This is a genomic window from Gordonibacter faecis, assembly GCF_030077735.1.
In the GTDB taxonomy this organism is placed as follows: Bacteria; Actinomycetota; Coriobacteriia; order Coriobacteriales; family Eggerthellaceae; genus Gordonibacter; species Gordonibacter faecis.
In genome coordinates this window covers 62,778-82,506 of record NZ_JASJEU010000004.1, presented here as the reverse complement: position 1 = coordinate 82,506, position 19,729 = coordinate 62,778, and the positions used below count along the sequence as shown (strand labels likewise).

Below are 19,729 nucleotides of genomic sequence, written 5' to 3'. Positions count from 1 at the left end.
TCCCTGCGCTGCTTTACAATGGCCGAAAACAGAAAAGTGTGAAGAGAACGGCAGGTCGAAGCCACGCGCACCCTGTCGTTCGAAGAACGGCGGAACCGACATGATCTATTACGTAGAAGATGACACCAATATTCGTGACCTCACGGTGTATGCGCTCAAGCAGGCCGGGTTCGAGGCGCAGGGCTTTCCGGCGGCGGGGGAGTTCTTCGCCGCGTGCAAGGAGCGTTTGCCGGAGTTGGTGCTGCTTGATATCATGTTGCCCGAGATCGACGGGCTGGAAATTCTTCACATGCTGCGCGCGGAGTCGGCCACGAAGCACCTGCCCGTGATGATGCTTACCGCCAAAGGCACCGAGTTCGACACGGTGTGTGGCCTTGATGCGGGTGCGGACGATTACCTGGCGAAGCCCTTCGGCATGATGGAGCTGGTCAGCCGCGTGAACGCGCTGCTGCGTCGCGCTTCGGCGCCGGCTTCCGCACCCGACGATGAACTCACCTGCGGCCCCGTTTCCCTCACGGTTTCCGCCCATACCGTCAGCGTGAACGGCGAATCGGTGACGCTCACGCTCAAGGAATTCGACCTTTTGCGCACCCTCATGCAGAACGAGGGGCACGTGCTGTCGCGCAGCCAACTTCTCGAAGACGTGTGGGGCATGACGTATGTGGGCGAGACGCGCACGGTGGACGTGCACGTGCAGACGCTGCGGCAGAAGCTGGCGGCGGCAGGCGAGGGGGCGGATGCCCTGATCCAGACCGTGCGCGGCGTGGGTTACTGCGTCAAGCGGCCCTCGTGAGGACGCGCATGGCGCTTAAGCATCTCAAGGTAAAAAGCCTCGCCGGCAAGATTTTCACCAGCGTGCTGGCGTTCACGCTGGGCATTATTGTGGCGCTGGCTGCCGTCATGATTACTATTTATTATGTGTCGTACGAACACGACGCCGAGGCGGAGCTGGCTGCAAGCGCTCAAGATGCGGCGCGCTACTTGAACGCCACGCCGTCCGCCGACAATGAACCCATCCTGGAAGCCCAGTTCAGCGGCCTGACGCGCTACACGCTTATCGCGCCCGACGGTACCGTGCTCTACGACAGTGCGGCCGACACCACGGGCATGGATAACCACGCCGACCGCCCCGAGGTGCAGCAAGCCGCCGCTTCCGGTGAGGCCGTGACCATGCGTTATTCGGAAACGCTTGGTACCGACACGGTGTATGCGGCCGTGAAGCTGGACGACGGCAGCATTGTGCGCCTGTCCGAGACGCGCCACTCGCTGTTGTCATTCCTTGGCAATATGCTGGTGCCGGTGTTGGTGGCGCTGGTGGTGGCTGTAGTGCTGGTGTTCGTGCTATCGCGGGTGTTAACAAGCCGCATCATGAAACCCATTGATGCGCTGGATTTTGCGAACCCGCTCGACAACGAAATCTACGAGGAAATGGACCCGCTGCTCACGCGCATTGACGAGCAGCAGCGCCAGCTCAAACAGCAAAACGCCGAACTCGCGCAGGCCGAGAACCTGCGCCGCGACTTCTCCAGCAACGTGAGCCACGAGATGAAAACGCCGCTGCAGGTAATTTCGGGCTACGCCGAACTTATGAAGAATGACATGGTGCAGCCGGCCGACCGCCAGAAGTTCGCCGCGCTCATCTACGACGAAGCCCAGGCCATGCGCTCGCTGATCACCGACGTGCTGACGCTGTCACGCCTGGATGAGGCCGCGTTCGGCGACGAGGCCACGCCGGTTGACTTGGTGGCCACGGCCCACCGCGTTGCTGGGCGCTTGGAGAGTTTTGCCGCCGGCCAGGGCGTATCGGTGCAGGTGGAAGGCGCGTGCGCGCTCATTCGTGGCAGCGAGACGCTGGCCGAGGAAATGCTGTACAACCTCATAGAGAACGGCATCCGCTACAACCACCCGGGTGGCGAGGTGGTGGTGAGCCTGGGTATGGAGCCCGTTGGTGTGGTAGCCGCTGGCGAAGGCGCCGCGGCGTGGGTGGGTGCGCGCCGCCCCGAGGCGGGCGAGGTGGTGGTGCGCGTGAGCGACACCGGCTCCGGTATCCCCGCCGACCTGCGCGACAAGGTGTTCGAGCGCTTCTTCCGCGTAGACAAAAGCCGCTCAAAAGAAACCGGCGGCACCGGATTGGGTCTTGCCATCGTCAAACACGCCGTCATCTACCACGGCGGCACCATAGAAGTAGAAGAATCCCCTACCGGAGGCACCGTCTTCGTCCTGCGCCTACCCGCCGCGTAGCGGCCGAAACGCGTGCGGGGAGAGCCGCGCTAGTCTGCAAATGCCGTATGTGCGGGGGTATCCCAGAAACACCAAGGCGCCGCGTTTCCTGGGGAAGCGCGGCGCCTCTTTGTGTTGCGTGAAAAGCCCCACCCCCGGCCAGAAGGATGAACCCACCTTAAAAGGTGGGTGCTCGCAGCCCGCTTCCTGGCTTTCGTATCAACAGACACGAATCTCCATTTCACGCGCTATCTTGAGCTCCCTCATGTATTAGCATCGGTCCATCGCAAAGTATGGCTTCGAGGGCAGGACCTGATTTGAGTATATGTTTTGCCCGCCCAAAATAAAGTCTTGACATCTGTATTGTTTGACAGTTTCCATATTCGCCACCCTGTCGCCGGCTCAACCGGAATGCAACAACCTTTATAAGGGGTCTAGCCAGAACAAGCGTTCGTATGTTACCATGGATTCATGGATACCTTATTTACTGAAATAGAGAATGAGCGGAAGTCGGAAGTTGCGCCGTTGGCGGTGCGAATGCGGCCGCGATCGCTCGATGAATTGGTGGGGCAGGACGAGGCGGTGGGGCCGGGTAGTTGGCTGCGCAGTGCCATTGAGCAGGATCGGCTAAGTTCGGTCATTTTGTTCGGGCCGGCTGGCACGGGCAAGACGTCGCTGGCGCACGTGGTGGCGGAAACCACAAAGGCCGTGTTCGTGGAGGTGTCGGCCATCGGCGGCACGGTGTCTGACCTGCGACGCGAGATTGACGCGGCCGAAAAGCGCCTCACCATGAGCGGGCTGCGCACCATTCTGTTCGTCGACGAGATTCATCGCTTCAACCGCAGCCAGCAAGACGCGCTGTTGCACGCCGTGGAAGATCGCGTGCTTGTGCTGGTGGGGGCTACCACGGAGAATCCATTTTTCGAAGTGAACTCCGCGCTTATCAGTCGTTCGCGCATTGTGGAGCTGCACGCGCTGTCGGATGCGGACGTGGCCGAATTGGTCAACCGCGCGCTCGCCGACGAACGCGGCCTCGATGGGCGCTACCAGTTGGACGACAAAGCGCGTGATGCCATTGTGCTTTTGGCCGGGGGCGATGGTCGCGGCGCGCTCACCACGTTGGAGCTGGCCGCCGGCATGGTGGAACCCGGCACGCGTAAGAAGCCCGCGCGCATCACCGAGGACAACGTGCGTGCCGCCACGCCGCACCGTACGCTGCCCTACGACAAGAACAAGGATATGCACTACGACATCATATCCGCGTTCATCAAGTCGATGCGCGGCAGTGATCCGGACGCCGCGCTGTACTACCTCGCTCGCATGATTGACGGGGGAGAAGACCCGAAGTTTATTGCGCGGCGCATGTTTATTGCTGCGTCGGAAGATATTGGCAACGCCGACCCGCAGGCGCTGCTCGTGGCCGAGGCGGCCTTTAAGTCGGCCGAGGTCATCGGTTATCCCGAGTGCCGCATCAACCTGGCGCAGGCTGCCATCTATTTAGCGTTGGCTCCCAAGAGCAATGCGGCGGAAGCGGGCATTGACGCTGCACTCGCCGAGGTTCGTCACGGCCCCGCGCGCTCCGTACCTGACTATCTGCGCGATAGGCACCGTCCAGGTTCGGAGGATTACGGCACCTATAAGTATCCGCACAACTATCCGGGCGGCTGGGTGGAACAGCGCTACTTGCCCGAAGGCCTGGAACGCGGCGTATTCTACCGCCCGAGCGACCGCGGCTGGGAAGCCTACCGGGCCGATGCCGCCGCGCGCGATCGCTTCGACGCTGCAAGCACTCCGCCTCAGCGTCCGGCTAAAAGCCGCCCAGCGCCCTCGCGTGCGGACGATGCGGCCAAACCGACCCCCGCCCCGTCCGATGCGGGTTCTTCCGCGGACGCCGATAAGTCGTCCGCGGAAACCTCGTCGGCCGAGGGCAAGTAACCAATTGGTGTCGCCTATGGAAGCGGGATGAAAACGTGATCGGGGCTGTATAGAATCCGAGGTAGACATGATATAGTGAAGGCTTCGGTAGCTCAGGAGGCGTCCTTATGGATATCAGCGAAATCATAGGTATTGCGTTGCCCATCGTGTACGTGCTTGTCGGCGCGGCCCTCATTTGGCTCGTCGTTGAACTGGTCATGACCGTGCGCCGAACGCGCAAGACGGTGGAAGAGGTGCAAAAGCAAGTGGAGCCCACGTTGGCCCACGTTGAGCGCATTACCGCCTCGCTTGAGCCCGTTGCGGCTAAAGTTGACCCGCTCGTTGAGCGCGTGTCGCTCACGGTGGATGCTGCGAACCTGGAAATTATGCGTGTTGATCAAATTCTGGAAGATGTGAACGAGATCACCGATTCCGTGTCGTCGGCCGTCGATGCGGTAGACAACGTAGCCAGCGCCCCCATGGAGCTGGTGAACAACGTCACCTCTCGCGTGCGCCATGCGCTCAAGCCAAAGCGTGCGAGCGAGGAATCCGTGGCTCTTGGCCAGGAAAAGGCCGCTGCTGATGCACGGGTGTCCGAAGTGAGTGCCGCCGACACGCTTAAGAGTGTCGTGAAGGGCTCGGCCGCCGTGGCAAGCGCGGCCGTTGCCGACCAGCGGGAGCAGATGGCCGAACAGCGTGCCGAGCGCGAAGAACGCGCCGCTGCCAAGCGCGCCGCCGCCGAGCAGACCGCCGTGGCTGCCGCCAGCGTGGCTGACGCGGTGACCGCCGCCGCTGCCTCCGACGCCGATGCCGCGTCGCGCTACTTCACCTATGAAGGCGCACAAAACGCGGACACCACCGCAGGTGCCGCAACCTCCGGTTCGTCCACTCCCGCGCACGCTAAGAACTAGAGTCGCAGGGAGGGACCTCGGGCGTGGAGGGCTGTGAACAGGACGAGCGCGAATCGGCGAAGGCGCTGAAAGCCCGCCGTCGCTTCCTTTTGGTATGGACGGCCGTCGGTGGCATCCTGCTCACTGGCGTGTTCATTTACCTGTTGAACCTGCTGTCGGTGCCTGTAGGCATTATCGTGTGGTCCACCGTCATCGTGTTCTGCCTGCGCGGTCCCGTGAACAAGCTGGAAAAAATTGGCGTGAACCGCGCCGTGGGCACTACCGTGGCCTACGTGCTTATGTTTGTGGTGCTGGGTTTAGTGTGTCTGCTGTTATTCTCGCCGGCGTTTGGTCTGGGTGGGCAGTTCACCAGCCTCATCGAAAGCATTCCTGCCTACGTGCAAACCATCACCACGTGGGGCAACAACCTGTACTCCCAGTACGCCGACATCTTGAAGAATGATGTGGTGCAGCAGTGGATGAACGACGCGCTTGCCGCGCTGGGCAACTGGGCTTCCACATTTGCGCGCGAGGGCGCTAGTAGTGTGGTTGCCATCGGTACCACAGTGGTTAACAGCTTCGTTGCCATTGGCTTTGCGCTGGTCGTTGCGTTCTGGATTCTCATGGAGCTGCCCGCGCTCGGCCGTGAGTGCCGTCGTTTGTGCAGCCCTCGCCGCCAGGAAGACCTCGACATGCTGCACGTCACGTTCACGCGTGTCATGGGTGGCTACATCAAGGGAACACTGCTGCAGTGCGCGGTCATTGGCCTTGCGTGCGGCGTGCTGTTCGGCGTAACGGGTATCCCAAACTACGCGGCCCTCGGTGGCATTGCGGGTTTGCTCAACATCATCCCCATCATTGGCCCGTGGCTGGGAGGCGCGCTGGCGGCCATCGTCGGTGTGTTCGTGAACCCCATCGTAGGCCTTATCGCGCTGTTGGGTACCATTGCCATTCAGCAGATTGTCTACACGTTCATTTCGCCTAAAATTATGGCGAACTCGGTGGACGTGCACCCGGCGCTCACGCTCATTGCTCTCATGGCGGGTTCCGCCATTGGTGGTGCCATGAGTGGGCTTACCGGTTCGCTTGTGGGTATGTTGGCATCCATTCCGGCTGTGGCGGTTGCGAAGTCGGTGTTCGTGCATTATTTCGAGAAGCACACGGGGCGCCAACTCGTGGCGAAAGACGGGGTGTTCTTCAAGGGAACGCCCGCGTCCGACGAGGCAGTAGTTCCCATCGCCGACGCCATCTCGCCGCATCCGGGCGTTTCGGCCGCCGCTGAGCGTACTGAGCAGCGCCGGGCCGAGGCGGAGGAGAAGAGGGCGCAGCGCCGCAAAGATCGCTAGGCGGTGCTCACACGCGTTTGAGACGGCGCGGGGCCCAAGGGGGCGCCCGCGCCGTTGTGACCAGAGGGAACGTTGTGGCCGCGGCCAGAACGTAGGAGAACGGACAGGAAGAAAAACGACATGGAGTATATGACCAGCGCGGAAATCCGCGAGAAGTACCTGAGCTTTTTCGAGGAAAAGGGCTGCAAGCGCTGGCCCTCGTCTTCGCTGATTCCCGACGACCCGTCGCTTCTGCTGACGAGCGCCGGCATGGTGCAGTTCAAGCCCTACTTCCTGCAGCAGAAGCACCTCGAGGCACCCTATGTGGGCACCACCACGGTGCAGAAGTGCGTGCGCACGAACGACATCGACATCATTGGCACCACGGGTCGCCACCAGAGCTTCTTCGAGATGCTGGGCAACTTTAGCTTCGGTGCGTACTTCAAGAAGGAAATGTGCGCCTGGGCCTATGAGTTCTCCACCGAGGTGTTGGGACTTCCGGCCGAGCGTCTGTACTTCACCGTGTACTTGGACGACGATGAGACTATTGAAATTTGGAAAAGCCTTGGCGTGCCGGACGACCACATTTCGCGCCTGGGCGAGGAAGACAACTTCTGGCGTGCCGGACCTACCGGCCCCTGCGGCCCCTGCTCGGAAATCTACTACGACCAGGGCGAAGAGTTTGGCTGCGGCAGCCCCGACTGCGCGCCGGGCTGCGACTGCGACCGCTACTTGGAGTACTGGAACCTTGTGTTCACGCAGTACGATGGCCAGGAGGACGGCACGTTTGTGCCGCTGCCAAAGAAGAACATCGACACTGGCATGGGCCTGGAGCGTATCGCGGCCATTCTGCAGGGTGTGCAGTCCAACTACGAGACCGACGTGCTGCGCTCGCTGGTGGCAGTGGGCGAGAAGCTGACCGGCACCACGTACGGCGAAGACCCGGCCGTCGACCTCAGCCTGCGCATCATGGCTGATCACAGCCGCGCTGTGGCATTCATGATTGCTGATGGCATCCTCCCTTCGAACGAGGGTCGCGGCTACGTGTTGCGCCGTCTGCTGCGCCGCGCCGTCATGAAGGGTCACCTGCTGGGCCTCGACAAGCCCTTCCTCAACGACTACGTTGACGAGATTGTGAACCTCATGGGCCACGTGTACCCCGAAATTGTGGAGAACCGCGAGCTCATGCGTCGCGTGATTCTGTCCGAGGAAGAACGTTTTGGCGCGAACCTGCGCCAGGGTCGCGCCTATCTGGATGAGGCGCTCGCCGAACTTGAGGGTGACGTGCTGCCGGGTGACCGCGCCTTCACGCTGCATGACACCTATGGCTTCCCGGTGGAGGTTACGTGTGAGCTGTGCGCCGAAGGCGGCATGCAGGTTGACATGGAGGGCTTCGAGCACTGCATGACTGAGCAGCGCGAACGCGCCCGTGCCGCCAACACGAAGGATGCCGAGGCTGCGTGGTCCACATATGGCGGTGTCATGAGCGAAATTCTGGAGGCGGCGGGCCCCACGGAGTTCTGCGGCTACACGAAAAACGACGCCGATGCGCGCGTGCTGGCGCTCGTAAAAGACGGTGCGCAGGTTGATGCCCTTGAGGCCGGCGACGAAGGTCGCGTGGTGCTGGACATCACGCCGTTCTACGCCGAGAAGGGCGGCCAGATTGGTGACACCGGCGTTTTGGCCAAAGATGATACCGTCGTGGCGGTTTTGGATACCAAAGAGCCCGAAAAGGGCCTGATCGCGCATACGGTGAAGGTGATGGAAGAGCCCGGCGGTCGCATTCAGGTGGGCGACACCGTGCGCGCAGCCATTGATATCCCGCGTCGCGAGCGCATTCGCCGCAACCACACGGCCACCCACATCCTGCACTGGGCGTTGCGCGAGGTGCTGGGCGACCACGTGAAGCAGGCCGGTAGCTACGTGGCCGACAACCGCTTGCGTTTCGACTTCACGCACTTTGAGGCCATGACGGCCGACCAAATTGCCGAGGTTGAGCGCCTGGCCAACCAGAAGATCATGGAGAACCATCCGGTGCGCGCCTATGAAACGTCGCTGGCATCGGCTCGCGAGGCGGGCGTCATGGCGCTCTTTGGCGAGAAGTACGGCGAGTTCGTGCGTGTGCTGGATATTGAAGGCTTCTCTCAGGAACTCTGTGGCGGCACGCACGTGTCCGCCACGAGCGAAATCGGGTTCGTGAAGATTGCCAACGAGACAAGCGTAGGTGCGAACCTGCGCCGCATTGAGGCTGTGACCAGCTTCGATGCGCTTGCGCTGATGAACCGCATGGAGGCTGAACTCAAGGAGGCCGCCGAGGCGCTGCGTGTGCCGTTGTTCGACGTGTCCGAGCGCTCCGCCGCCAACGTGAAGCAACTCAAGGAGTTGCAGACGAAGCTTAAGCGCGGTATTGAGACGGTATCCGAGGATGGTGTCTCCAAACTGGTGGAGACTGCCGTTGAGGGCAAGGGCGGCTATCCGGTTATCATCGGCCGCATGGGTGAGGCCGACGCTGGTCAGATGCGCAACGCGTGGGATGTTCTGCGTGCCCGCCTCGGCAAGCCGGGCGCTGCGGTGCTGGCAGCCGAGAAGGATGGCAAGCCCGTGCTGCTGGCTGCCGGTGCACCGGAAGCGGTGGAAGCGGGCTTTGACGCGGGTGCGGTGATCAAGGCCATCTCGGGGAACATCAAGGGCGGCGGCGGCGGAAAAGCGGCCATGGCGCAGGCCGGCGGCAAGGACGCCTCTGGTATTGATGCGGCGCTTGAGGCTGCCCGGGGGATGCTGCTGTAGGGTTTGTTGGGGCGCGGGCTGAGAGGTCTGAATGCTCAGACAGTCCTGAGCTCGCGCGAAGCGTCCAATGGACGCTTCGGCTCGTGCGGAACTGCGCTTCAGACCCCTCAGCCCGCGCCTGGCGACTCCGCCATGCTTCGGGCGCCTCAACCTGTGGCAGAGTTGTAGGTTGAGAGACCCTCGTAGGGGCGATTCATGAATCGCCCTTTCGCGCGGCAGCGCGAAAACGCTGGTTGCACCTGCCACTCGTGCGTCATCAAAAGTGCAGCTCCGCCCAAAGACGGCGCTCTCGTAAGGAGACATCATGCGCATTATGGCGCTTGACATTGGTGAGACGCGTATCGGCATCGCTATCAGCGATCCGGGGGAGCGCGTTGCTTCTCCCGTGTGCGTGTTGCCGGCCGCCGACGTGCTCTCGCACACAAAGCCCTTCAAGCGTGTGCTGGAAGATTGGGAGCCCGAACTTCTTCTCTGTGGTCTTCCGCGTACGCTCTCCGGGGAGGAAGGTCCCCAGGCGGCGCGTATTCGCGATACGGCAACTCGCATTGCGCGCGCGTGCGACCTGCCCCTTGAGTTCGCCGATGAGCGACTCAGTTCACAGGAAGCCAAACGGAGTTTGCGTGAAAAGGGGATGAGTGAGCGGGAGATGCGCGGCAAAATAGATATGATAGCCGCAAGTCTGTTCTTGCAGGCGTGGCTTGATGCGCGCCGTCGGCAAGGTGAAAGGTAGAGGATCGTCCATGCCCCCACGGAAGCAAGTCACCTACTCTCAGCGACCCAACCACGCAGCCCGCTCCGCGCATGCGCGCGGCGAGCGTGAGTTTCGCACGTATGACACCAGTTACATCCGCCCGAAGCAAAGTAAGGCGCCCATGATTTTCGCGGCCGTGCTGGCCGTGGTGGTTATCGGCGGCCTCGCGTGGGGTGTGCTCACCCTGTTCAACAGCTGTTCCGGCACGCAGCAAGTGGAGCTTTTGGCCGAGGGCCAGGAAGCTACCGTTACCGTGCCCGAGGGCACCGGGGCGCAGGCTATCGGCACGCTGCTCGTCGATGCCAAGCTGGTGGGAAGCGCGTCTGACTTCACGAAGCGCGTGAACGAACTCGGCGTAGATTCCCAGCTCAAGCCCGGAACCTACACGTTCACCGGTGGCACGTCGGTCGATGATCTTATTAAGCAACTCACGACTGGTCCCGGTCTCGGCAACGCGCTTACCATCCCCGAGGGCAGCACCCTCGCGCAAATTGCCGACCTCGTAGCCGCGGCCACCGACGGTCGCGTGACGGCTGAGGACTTCAAGGCCGCAGCCGCCGACGCCAGCGTGTACGCTTCCAGCTATGCGTTCTTGGCTGATGCTGGTACGAACAGCCTTGAGGGCTTCCTCTTCCCCAAGACGTATCCCGTTGATGCGTCCGTCACGGCGGACTCGCTCATTCGCACCATGTTGAACCAGTTCCAGACCGAGACGGCCTCGCTCGATTGGTCGTACCCGCAGTCGCAGGGCCTCACCATCTACGACGCCGTGAAGCTGGCGAGCATTGTGGAGAAGGAGTCCAGCGGCGAGGAACTTATCCGCGCTAAGGTGGCCGCCGTGTTCTACAACCGCCTGAGTACCGACGGCGAGCCCAGCTACGGACACCTGCAGAGCGACGCCACCACGGCTTACGAGGTGGGTCACAACCCCACTGCCGAAGAGGTGCACGCGGAGACGCCGTACAGCACGTACACAAACAAGGGCTTGCCGCCCACGCCCATTTGCTCGCCGGGCCTGGACTGCCTGACGGCCGTGTGCGCGCCTGACCAGGAGTCGCTTGGTAAGTATTACTTCTTCTACTTCGAGCCGGACGCGAACAACGTCATGCAGTACTACTTCTCCGAAACCTACGAAGAGCACCAGGCCACGTTCTCGTAGGCCGCCACCTACGCTAACCCGTCTCACGCTCACGTCGAAGAAACCTGCCATGACGTTCCTGGAACCCGACCGCTACTTTTCGCGCCTGTCGCACGTTGACATTCAGCGCGACCTCATAGACCGCGGCTTCACCTCGGTGCTGCTGGATGTGGACAACACCATCCTCAGTCGCGCTACGCACGACGTCCCGCGCGATGCGGGCGTGTGGCTGGCGCGGGCGCGCGACGCCGGCATCACGTTTTGCCTGGTGTCCAACAACTGGCACGAGGGTGTCTATCAGCTGGCGAACCGCCTGTCGCTGCCCATTGTGGCGAAGGCCGTGAAGCCCCTGCCGCCCGCGTTCCTCCGGGCGCTCGGCAAGATTCACGCGAAGCGCGAGTCCACGGTGGTCATCGGCGACCAGTTGGTCACCGACGTCATGGGTGCCCACCTCATCGGCATGAAAGCCTACCTGCTGGCTCCGCTGGTGGAGCAGGATTTGCCGCACACGTTGCTGCTGAGGAACTTCGAGCGCCTGGTAATAGGCGAGCGCCAGCCGGAAAATGTTCCGTCGACGTATCAGTCGGTGGAGTGTGTTGACGCTGCGGCTTCCCCCAGCACCCAATCTCGCCACGCTGACGAAGGCTCGCGTAACAAAGTACGCCACGCCTCCGCCAGCCCGTCGATCTCGGGTACTGGGGAAACCCTCGCTGACTTTGATGGACCGACGAGTTCGGAAAGTACTTCGTAATGCAGGGGCTGGCATGAGCGAGAAGCTGTATCTTTTGGGGCATCCCATTGCGCATTCGAAGTCGCCAGCGATGTATAACGCGGTGTACGAGCAGTTGGGTCTACCATGGCGCTACGAGTTGGCGGATCTGGCTACGGAAGAGGAAGCGCGCGCTTTTTTGGAGGCGCGCGGCTTTCTTTCAGTGAACATCACGACGCCCTACAAGCCGCACGCCTTTGAGGTGACGACGCATCGTGCGGCATCGGCGAAGCTTGCGCGTGGGGCAAACCTGCTGGTGAAGCACGGGGAAGCACTCATTGCGTACAACACCGATGGTCAGGGGTGTGTTGCGTATCTGGAGCGCACGGAATTCGTGTTCGCCGGCGCGACGGTGGTGGTGTGCGGTACGGGCCCCACGGCGCTTGCCATCTTGCACGCGTGCGCTGTTGCTGGTGCCGATGAGGTGGTGCTTGTGGGGCGCGACAAGGCGCGCGCGCAGAAGGTGCTGCAAGGGTATGTGGATGAGCTGGGTGATTTATCGTCGGCGGCTATCGACTTGCCCGCTGCGCAGGAGGGCCACCGGAGCCTGCGGCAAGCCCATGACGACACGATGTTCAAGTTTGGCTCCTACGCCACATCGACGCAGATCATCGGCCGTGCCGACCTCGTGATAAACGCCACGCCGCTCGGCATGAAAGAGGGCGACCCCGCGCCGTTCGATACGTCGCTTTTGCGCGAAGGCCAGCGGGTCTTCGATGTCGTGTACGGTCACGGCGAAACAGCGTTCGTTGCCGAAGCCCGCTCCGCCGGCTGCACCGTCTCAGACGGCGCCGGCATGCTGGTAGCCCAGGCCGTGGCAACGGTGCAGATAGTCACCGACCTCGCCGAAGCCAAGGTCAACCTGGACAACCTCGACCTCTTCGCTCTCATGTCCCAAGCCGCCGATTTCGGACTGAGCTAAAAGCGTGACGCAGTAAGCGCGTCACACGTTTCCGCGTCGCGCAGTGGCGCGCCACCCCCCCCCTTATTCTCCACTTCGTGGCGATATGGTTCTCCTGCCGACGCCGTGTGTGCTGGCGTGTTCGCGCTGCGGTACAATAGCGTCGATTTCACCAGTACACGTATGCGGGAAAGCGGAGCGACTATGCGCTACCTAACAGCGGGCGAGAGCCATGGGCCAGCGCTGACGGCCATTGTGGAAGGCGTGCCGGCGGGCATCAAAATTTCGGAAGAGCAAATTAACAGCGACCTGTCGCGTCGTCAGTCGGGCTACGGCCGCGGCGGGCGCCAGGGCATCGAGCGCGACCGCGTGGCGGTGACGGCTGGCGTGCGCTTTGGGCGGACCATCGGCTCGCCGGTCGCGCTCACGGTGGTGAACCGCGATTGGGAAAACTGGACCGACAGAATGGCCGCCTTCGGCGATGTGCCGAATGACCTGGTGCGCGAGGTGTCGCCGCGCCCGGGGCATGCGGATCTGGTGGGTGCTCTCAAAACGAACACCGACGACTGCCGCAACATCCTGGAGCGCGCAAGCGCCCGCGAAACGGCGGCGCGTGTGGCGGCGGCGGGCATCGCACGCGAGTTTTTGGCCGAGCTGGGCGTGGAGGTGTTCTCCTACGTGGCCTCCATCGGTGCGGCTGCGCTGGAGGAAGACGACCCATTGCTGGCCGCTCCCGACTACAAGCCGCTCGACATCGAGCTGTCCGACGTGCGCTGTCCCGATGAGGCGGCTACCGAGGCCATGAAGGCCGAAATCGACCGCGCCCGTGAGGCGGGGGAAAGCCTCGGCGGCACCTTCCGCGTGGTGGCTACGGGCCTGCTGCCCGGTGTGGGTGGCTACGCCACGGCGGGAGAGCGCCTGACCTCGCGCATTGGCGCGGCGCTATTCTCCATTCCGGCCATCAAGGGCGTGGAATTCGGCCTGGGCTTTGAGGCGGCGCGTCGCCCGGGCTCGCAGGTGCACGACCCCATCGTGCTCGACCGCCAGACGGGCTTCACGCGCGACGGCAACAACGCCGGCGGCCTAGAAGGCGGCATGACCACGGGCATGCCGCTCATTGTGACGGCAGCCATGAAGCCCATCCCCACGCTCATGACGCCGCTTTCCACGGTGAACCTGGACACGCTGGAGGTGGAGCAGGCGTCTAAGGAGCGCAGCGACGTGTGCGCCGTGCCCGCCTGCGCCGTGGTGGCCGAGGCCGAGGTGGCGTTTGTGCTGGCCGAGGCCTATTTGGAGAAGTTTGGCCGCGACAACATGACCGACATCAAGGCGGCGGTCAAGAGTTACCAGCAGCGTTTGAGGACGATGTCGCGGTGATGTTGGAAGACGGCTCCGAACAGGTGAGTGCGGTCGGCGATGCGCCGGCCGGCGCGAGCGGCGCACCTGGCACCCTCCACGCCTCCGCGCGTCCCGCGCCCGTGACCCTTCCCCCTTCCGCCTCTGCGCGCCCTCTCGTAGTGTCCGAGTTGGCGCGTCCGGTGTTCTTCGTGGGTTTCATGGGTGCGGGCAAGACGTCGGTGGCGCGCAAGCTGGCGCGCATCTGCGGCGTGGCCTCGGTAGACATGGACACCTATCTGGAGCGGCGCGAGGGTCGCCGCGTGAAGGAAATCTTCGCTGAACTGGGCGAAGAGGGCTTCCGCGCCATAGAAACCGACGTGCTGCGCGAACTGACGCAGAAGGAGCCGCTGCTCGTGTCGTGCGGCGGTGGGGTGGTGCTGCGTCCGGAAAATCGCGCGCTTCTGCGTGACGGCGGCTTCGTCATCTACCTGAAGGTGACGGCCGACGAAGCCGCATCGCGCATCAGCGACAAATCCACGCGTCCGCTGTTCAACGACCTGAACACGGCGCGCGCTACCATTGAGGGGCGGCTGCCGCTGTACGACGAGGTGGCCGACGCCGTCATCGACACGGCCGGCAAAAGCGTGGGCGTTATCGCGCGCGAGGTGCGCGGCGTGCTGGAGAGGGAAGGCATTCTGTGGCAACGAAAGTAATCGTGAACATTCCGGGTGAAACTCCCTACGACGTGCGCATTGGTGCGGGTGCGCTGGATGGCCTTGGGCAGCGCATGCGCGCGGTTGAGGCGCTAGCCAGCATGGAGCGTGTGCTGGTGATAACCGATGCGAATGTGGCGCCGCTCTATCGTGACCAGGCGAAAGCGTCGCTAGCAGCCGAGGGATTCCGCGTGAGCGACATCGTGGTGCCGGCCGGTGAGGAAACGAAGTCGCTCGCCGTGGCGGGTGAGATCTGGGAAGCCATGGCGCAGCTGTCGCTTGAGCGCGACTGCGTGGTGGTAGCGCTTGGCGGTGGCGTAGTGGGTGACCTGGCCGGATTCATCGCGTCCACGTATATGCGCGGGGTGTCGCTGGTGCAGGTGCCCACCACGCTGCTTTCCATGGTGGACTCGTCGGTGGGCGGCAAGACCGGCGTGAACCTGGCGGCGGGGAAGAACCTCGTGGGCACGTTCAAGCAGCCGGCCTACGTGTGCGCCGACACGTCGACGCTGGTCACGCTACCGGAACGCGAGTGGACGTGCGGCTGTGCCGAGGTGGCGAAGTCGGCTGTCATCGATTCCGACGAGTTCTTCTTTTGGCTGGTGGATGCGGCGGACGCGCTGGCTGCGCGCGACGAAGCAGTGGCCGCTGAGGCCATCGCGCGCTCGGTGGTGTTCAAGGCCGACGTGGTGGCCGCCGACAAAACCGAGAGCCGCGGCGTGCGCGAGTGCCTGAACTACGGTCACACGCTGGGGCACGCGGTGGAAACGCTGGCCGGTTACGGCACGTTCTCGCATGGCGCCGCGGTGGCCGAGGGTATGCGCTTCGCCGCGCGCTTGGGCGTGGCGCTGGTAGATACGCCGCTTGAACTGGTGGAATCGCAGGATGCACTGCTTGATGCGCTGGGGCTGCCGGCGCTTGCGTGGTCGGCCGAGCCGGAGGCGATGCTCGATGCCATGAAGCGCGACAAGAAGGCCCGCCACGGGCAGGTTCGTTTCGTGTTGCCGCGCGACGTGGGCGCGTGGGAGTTGGTGGATGTGGATGACGCCACGCTGCTTGAACACCTGGGTGCCTGGGAGCGCTCGAAAGGATAGGTACATGAAGAAGTTTCTCCTGATGAACGGGCCGAACCTCAACCTGCTGGGGGTGCGCGAGCCCGATGTGTACGGCACGGTGACCCTTGCTGATATCGAGCGCGAGGTGTGCGCGTACGCCGCCGAGCGCGGCGCGGAGGTGGACTGCTTCCAGTCGAATCACGAGGGCGAACTCATCGACCGGCTGCACGCCGCGCGCGGTGTGTACGACGGCATCGTGTACAACCCCGGCGCCCATACGCATTATTCCTACGCGCTGCGCGACGCGGTGTCGTCCATCGACGTGCCCACGGTGGAGGTGCACCTCTCCGACATCAGTGCGCGCGAGGAATTCCGCCGCGTGTCGGTGATTGCGCCTGTGTGCGTCGCCCAAATCAAGGGCAAGGGGAAGGAAGGCTACAAGGAGGCCATTGATGTGCTGCTCGCCCGCTGATGCCGCGCCCCGGCTCGCGCGCCTGCGCGAGGCGTGTGCTGACAAGGGCATTCGCACGTTTTTCGTGCGGGATACGTCGAACATCGCGTGGCTGACGGCCTTCGACGGCGTGTTCGACGACGAGGACGCCCACGCACTTGTGGTTACGCCCGAGGCCGCCGTATTACACACCGACTCGCGCTACAGCGCGGCCGCGCGGGCGGCCGCCGCGCGCGAGGGCGCTGTGGTGGTGGACGACTCCCGCGCGACCCACGCCGCGTTTGTGGCTGAGCAGGTGCAGCGCGAGGCGAGCGGGGAAGGTGTGGAAGGTGGCGAACGCGAGGCGGGCGCTCCTGTCGTTTCCGCTGGCCCTCTCGGCATCGAGGATTCCATCGCCCTTGCCGAATACCGTGCCCTTGAGGCCGCGTTCGCCGAGGCTCCCGTGCGTCCCGAAATGCGCGAGACCAGCCGCTTCGTCCTGAATTTCCGCGGCGTGAAGGAGCCCTGCGAGATTGACCGCCTGCGTGCGGCGCAAGCCATCACGGATGCCGCGTTCACCCACATCATTGGCTTCATGCGCCCCGGCCTTACCGAGCGCGAGGTTCAGATAGAGCTGGAAGATTTCATGCGCCGCCACGGCGCCGAGGGCCTGGCGTTCCCCTCCATCGTGGCCACGGGTGCGAACGGTGCGAGTCCGCATGCCATTCCCGGCGACACGGTGCTTGAGGCGGGCCAGTGTGTGGTGCTCGACTTCGGCGCGCGGGCGTGCGGCTACTGCTCCGACATGACGCGCACGGTGTTCCTCGGCGAACCCGACCAGTGCATGCGCGCAGCCTACGAGGCTATTCGCGCCGCAAACGAGCAGGTAGAGGCGCTACTTCACCCCGGCATCACCGGCAAGGAGGCTCACGAACTGGCTGAGCGCGTTCTCGCTGACCATGGCTTCGAGGGCAAGATGGGCCACAGCCTAGGCCACGGCGTCGGCATCGACATCCACGAGGAGCCCAACCTCTCCCCGCGCAACCCAAATCCCCTCGTTCCCGGCAACGTGGTCACGGTAGAGCCCGGCATCTACCTGCCCGGCGAGTTCGGCATGCGCCTGGAAGATTTCGGCGTGATCACCCCTGAAGGTTTCTCGGTTTTCACGCAATCAACGCACGACATGGTTATAATATAGCAGTTTGAACGCAGGGCGGGCGGCGCGCGGAAGGCCCCCGCAAACGAAAGGAATACCGACCTATGGCAATTTCTACCGCCGATTTCAAGAACGGCATTTGTATCGAGTACAACGGCAAGCTGTGCACCATCGTGGAGTTTCAGCACGTCAAGCCCGGCAAGGGTGGCGCCTTCGTCCGCACGAAGCTGCGCGACATCCGCTCCGGCCGCGTGGTGGACTACACCTTCAACTCCGGCACAAAGTTCGACTCCGTGCGCCTGGAGACGAAGAAGATGCAGTACCTCTACAACGACGGTGCCGACTTCTACTTCATGGACAACGACACGTTTGAGCAGCTGGCCATCCCTGCCGACACCGTGGGCGAGGCGTCCAAGTGGCTCAAGGAGAACGACGAGGCTTCGCTGCTGTATGCCGCCGATGACTTGATCAGCATTGAGCCGCAGATGTTCGTGGAACTTGAAGTGACGCACACCGAGCCTGGCTTCAAGGGTGATACCGCCACCAACACCACGAAGCCCGCAACGCTGGAGACCGGCGTGGAGCTGCAGGTGCCGACGTTCGTCGAAATCGGCGACGTCCTCCAAATCGACACCCGCGACGGCCGCTTCATCAAGCGCGTGTAACGTTCCGGCGGCCTACGGCCGCCGGAACTGCTCGACGCTGCGAACGACCAGCGCTACAAAAAACGCCGCCTACCTGGGCGGCGTTTGTGCGTTATTATAGGCTTCACTTTATCGTAGGTTCGTGTACATCACAGCAAAGCGTCATTCGAGCTCAAGTTTAGTACCCCTCAACCTTCCAAACTCCAGCGCGGGTGCTTCCCTCGCGAACGAGGCGGCCTGACTTTCTAAGGTTTGCTATGGTTCGTTCGATGGTGCGTTGGGGGATGCCGGTTGCCTCGGCTATGCCGGCCACGGTCATGTGAGGGTTGTTCCTCAGAAGATCAAGCACCTTCTCTTCACGAAGGTCTGCCTCACTGGCTCGACCTGCGTAAGGCGCAAGCGCATCGCGGATTACCTCAAGCATGAATTCGACAAACGTCTCGCACGTTCCCTCTTCGTTACTCTTAGCGAGTGCTGCATAGTATCCCTGCTGTCTCTCAAGGATCACGCTCTCAACGGGTAGCCATGCCAAAGCCGGACGCCAGTGCGCTAAAAGCAGCGTATGCCAAAGCCTTCCAGTTCTTCCGTTTCCGTCCAAAAACGGATGGACGAACTCGAATTCATAATGGAAGACACAAGACATGAGCAGCGGATGAAGGTCGGTCTTGTTCATCCAACCGAACAGGTCTTTCATGACCTCGGGTACGTAGTTTGCTGGCGTGCCCGCATGAATAAGCCGATCTCCATCAAACACGCCCGCGTTCTTCGAACGAAACGAGCCAGCCTCTTTCACAAGGCCATCCATCATCACTCGGTGCGCACGTAAAAGGTCATCAAGGCTGAAGGGGTCAAGCTCATTCATGAGGTCATAGGCGCGCTTCGCATTCTCTACTTCGCGAATGTCATCTGCATCTCCCAGCACCTTCTTGCCGTCGATAATGGCAGTTACCGTATTCTCGCTTAGCGTGTTGCCCTCAATCATGAGTGATGAGCGTATGGTTCTTATCCTCAGTTCGCGATGGAGATGAAGGTTACTTACCAGGCCTGATGCCGGGAGGGCGCCCACCATCTCCGCCACTTCCATGGCGAGAGAGTCAATTCTTGCCGTTCTCTTAAAAGGCGGTTCGTAGCCCATATACGCCCCTTTCTTTTACCGCCACTATTTTACCGCCAATGGCGGTAAAATAGTGATCACCTTTTGGGAATGTTGGTTGTTGGTTTCCCTTGCAGTGATTGGAGAACTTGGAATCAATCTCGCGAATACTATCAACGCGTTCCTGAAACAGTCTGTGCGTGTGGGAGGGCTTCCGCTCAATGTGCGTCTTAACGAATCCGATAAAGAAACCATTCTTGCAATGATTGAGGCTGAGAGTCTGGCCAGTGATCCAGATGTTAAACGCTAACTCAGATGTCGAAGATGCTCTGGCGGAGTTGAAAAGATAAGCTTTGACATCATTTTCATGTCACAATTCAAATTGGTGTTGACGCTCACCAGATCTGGTTCGCATAGCGACCTGTTTGGAAAGTAAGAGCAACGCCGGCACCGGCGGGGTAGGGTAGGGCGGATTCTCCGCCATCCACCCCGCCGCCACTCCACCTGCCACCCCTCCCTCGCGCCTCCTGCCCCGTGTATTCTGTTGCTTGCCGGTGAATTTCGCGGGCTTCGTTCCTTGGGGCTTTTCCTTCCTCTATAATCGG

General features: G+C 62.3%; 17 protein-coding genes and 1 other RNA gene. 16 read left to right on the top strand and 2 right to left on the bottom strand.

All coding sequences use genetic code 11. The features are described from left to right. The first annotated feature begins 100 nt into the window (after positions 1–100). Positions 101–793 (top strand): response regulator transcription factor, encoded by a 693-nt coding sequence (locus QNJ86_RS02360; protein ID WP_283830970.1) that lies wholly within the window; start codon positions 101–103, stop codon positions 791–793. Between the two features lie 8 nt (positions 794–801). Further along, the gene (locus QNJ86_RS02355) at positions 802–2,241 is read left to right on the top strand and encodes a sensor histidine kinase (protein WP_283830969.1); all 1,440 of its coding nucleotides are present in this window, start codon (positions 802–804) and stop codon (positions 2,239–2,241) included. Between the two features lie 121 nt (positions 2,242–2,362). Here QNJ86_RS02355 and ssrS read toward each other — a convergent pair. Further along, positions 2,363–2,535, bottom strand: a non-coding RNA gene (ssrS, locus tag QNJ86_RS13870) — 6S RNA. Between the two features lie 156 nt (positions 2,536–2,691). On the opposite strand from ssrS, the gene QNJ86_RS02350 reads away from it, so the two are divergent. From QNJ86_RS02350 to efp, 14 genes are all read left to right on the top strand, one after another. Then, the gene (locus QNJ86_RS02350; RefSeq protein ID WP_283830968.1) at positions 2,692–4,155 is read left to right on the top strand and encodes a replication-associated recombination protein A; all 1,464 of its coding nucleotides are present in this window, start codon (positions 2,692–2,694) and stop codon (positions 4,153–4,155) included. Positions 4,156–4,262: 107 nt separating this feature from the next. Next, positions 4,263–5,045, top strand: coding sequence for a DUF948 domain-containing protein (locus QNJ86_RS02345; RefSeq protein ID WP_283830967.1), 783 nt, complete (start codon positions 4,263–4,265; stop codon positions 5,043–5,045). Between the two features lie 23 nt (positions 5,046–5,068). Then, positions 5,069–6,370, top strand: coding sequence for an AI-2E family transporter (locus QNJ86_RS02340; protein ID WP_283830966.1), 1,302 nt, complete (start codon positions 5,069–5,071; stop codon positions 6,368–6,370). Positions 6,371–6,490: 120 nt separating this feature from the next. Continuing rightward, positions 6,491–9,136, top strand: coding sequence for an alanine--tRNA ligase (gene alaS, locus QNJ86_RS02335; RefSeq protein WP_283830965.1), 2,646 nt, complete (start codon positions 6,491–6,493; stop codon positions 9,134–9,136). Positions 9,137–9,440: 304 nt separating this feature from the next. Further along, complete coding sequence (gene ruvX / locus QNJ86_RS02330) at positions 9,441–9,866, top strand: Holliday junction resolvase RuvX (protein WP_283830964.1); 426 nt, start codon at positions 9,441–9,443, stop codon at positions 9,864–9,866. A 10-nt stretch (positions 9,867–9,876) separates the two neighbouring features. Then, positions 9,877–11,046: an endolytic transglycosylase MltG gene (mltG, locus tag QNJ86_RS02325; RefSeq protein WP_283830963.1), complete on the top strand. Its 1,170-nt coding sequence runs from the start codon at positions 9,877–9,879 to the stop codon at positions 11,044–11,046. Between the two features lie 49 nt (positions 11,047–11,095). Next, positions 11,096–11,776, top strand: a complete 681-nt coding sequence (locus QNJ86_RS02320; RefSeq protein ID WP_283830962.1) for a YqeG family HAD IIIA-type phosphatase — start codon at positions 11,096–11,098, stop codon at positions 11,774–11,776. Positions 11,777–11,789: 13 nt separating this feature from the next. After that, positions 11,790–12,716 (top strand): shikimate dehydrogenase family protein, encoded by a 927-nt coding sequence (locus QNJ86_RS02315; RefSeq protein WP_283830961.1) that lies wholly within the window; start codon positions 11,790–11,792, stop codon positions 12,714–12,716. Between the two features lie 183 nt (positions 12,717–12,899). Further along, on the top strand, positions 12,900–14,072 hold the full coding sequence (gene aroC, locus QNJ86_RS02310) for a chorismate synthase (RefSeq protein WP_283830960.1): 1,173 nt from the start codon (positions 12,900–12,902) through the stop codon (positions 14,070–14,072). After that, positions 14,072–14,746, top strand: coding sequence for a shikimate kinase (locus tag QNJ86_RS02305; protein ID WP_283830978.1), 675 nt, complete (start codon positions 14,072–14,074; stop codon positions 14,744–14,746). Before aroC ends, QNJ86_RS02305 begins: the two co-directional genes overlap by 1 nt. Then, positions 14,731–15,840, top strand: a complete 1,110-nt coding sequence (aroB, locus tag QNJ86_RS02300) for a 3-dehydroquinate synthase (protein ID WP_283830959.1) — start codon at positions 14,731–14,733, stop codon at positions 15,838–15,840. The genes QNJ86_RS02305 and aroB overlap by 16 nt, the downstream gene beginning before the upstream one ends. A 4-nt stretch (positions 15,841–15,844) precedes the next feature. Continuing rightward, positions 15,845–16,273, top strand: a complete 429-nt coding sequence (aroQ, locus tag QNJ86_RS02295; RefSeq protein ID WP_283830958.1) for a type II 3-dehydroquinate dehydratase — start codon at positions 15,845–15,847, stop codon at positions 16,271–16,273. Continuing rightward, positions 16,254–17,429 (top strand): aminopeptidase P family protein, encoded by a 1,176-nt coding sequence (locus QNJ86_RS02290; protein WP_283830957.1) that lies wholly within the window; start codon positions 16,254–16,256, stop codon positions 17,427–17,429. Before aroQ ends, QNJ86_RS02290 begins: the two co-directional genes overlap by 20 nt. Before the next feature lie 62 nt (positions 17,430–17,491). After that, positions 17,492–18,052: an elongation factor P gene (efp, locus tag QNJ86_RS02285; RefSeq protein ID WP_283830956.1), complete on the top strand. Its 561-nt coding sequence runs from the start codon at positions 17,492–17,494 to the stop codon at positions 18,050–18,052. Positions 18,053–18,209: 157 nt separating this feature from the next. Here the strand turns inward: efp and QNJ86_RS02280 are convergent, their stop codons facing one another. After that, positions 18,210–19,166: a Fic family protein gene (locus QNJ86_RS02280; RefSeq protein ID WP_283830955.1), complete on the bottom strand. Its 957-nt coding sequence runs from the start codon at positions 19,164–19,166 to the stop codon at positions 18,210–18,212. Between the last annotated feature and the right edge of the window lie 563 nt (positions 19,167–19,729).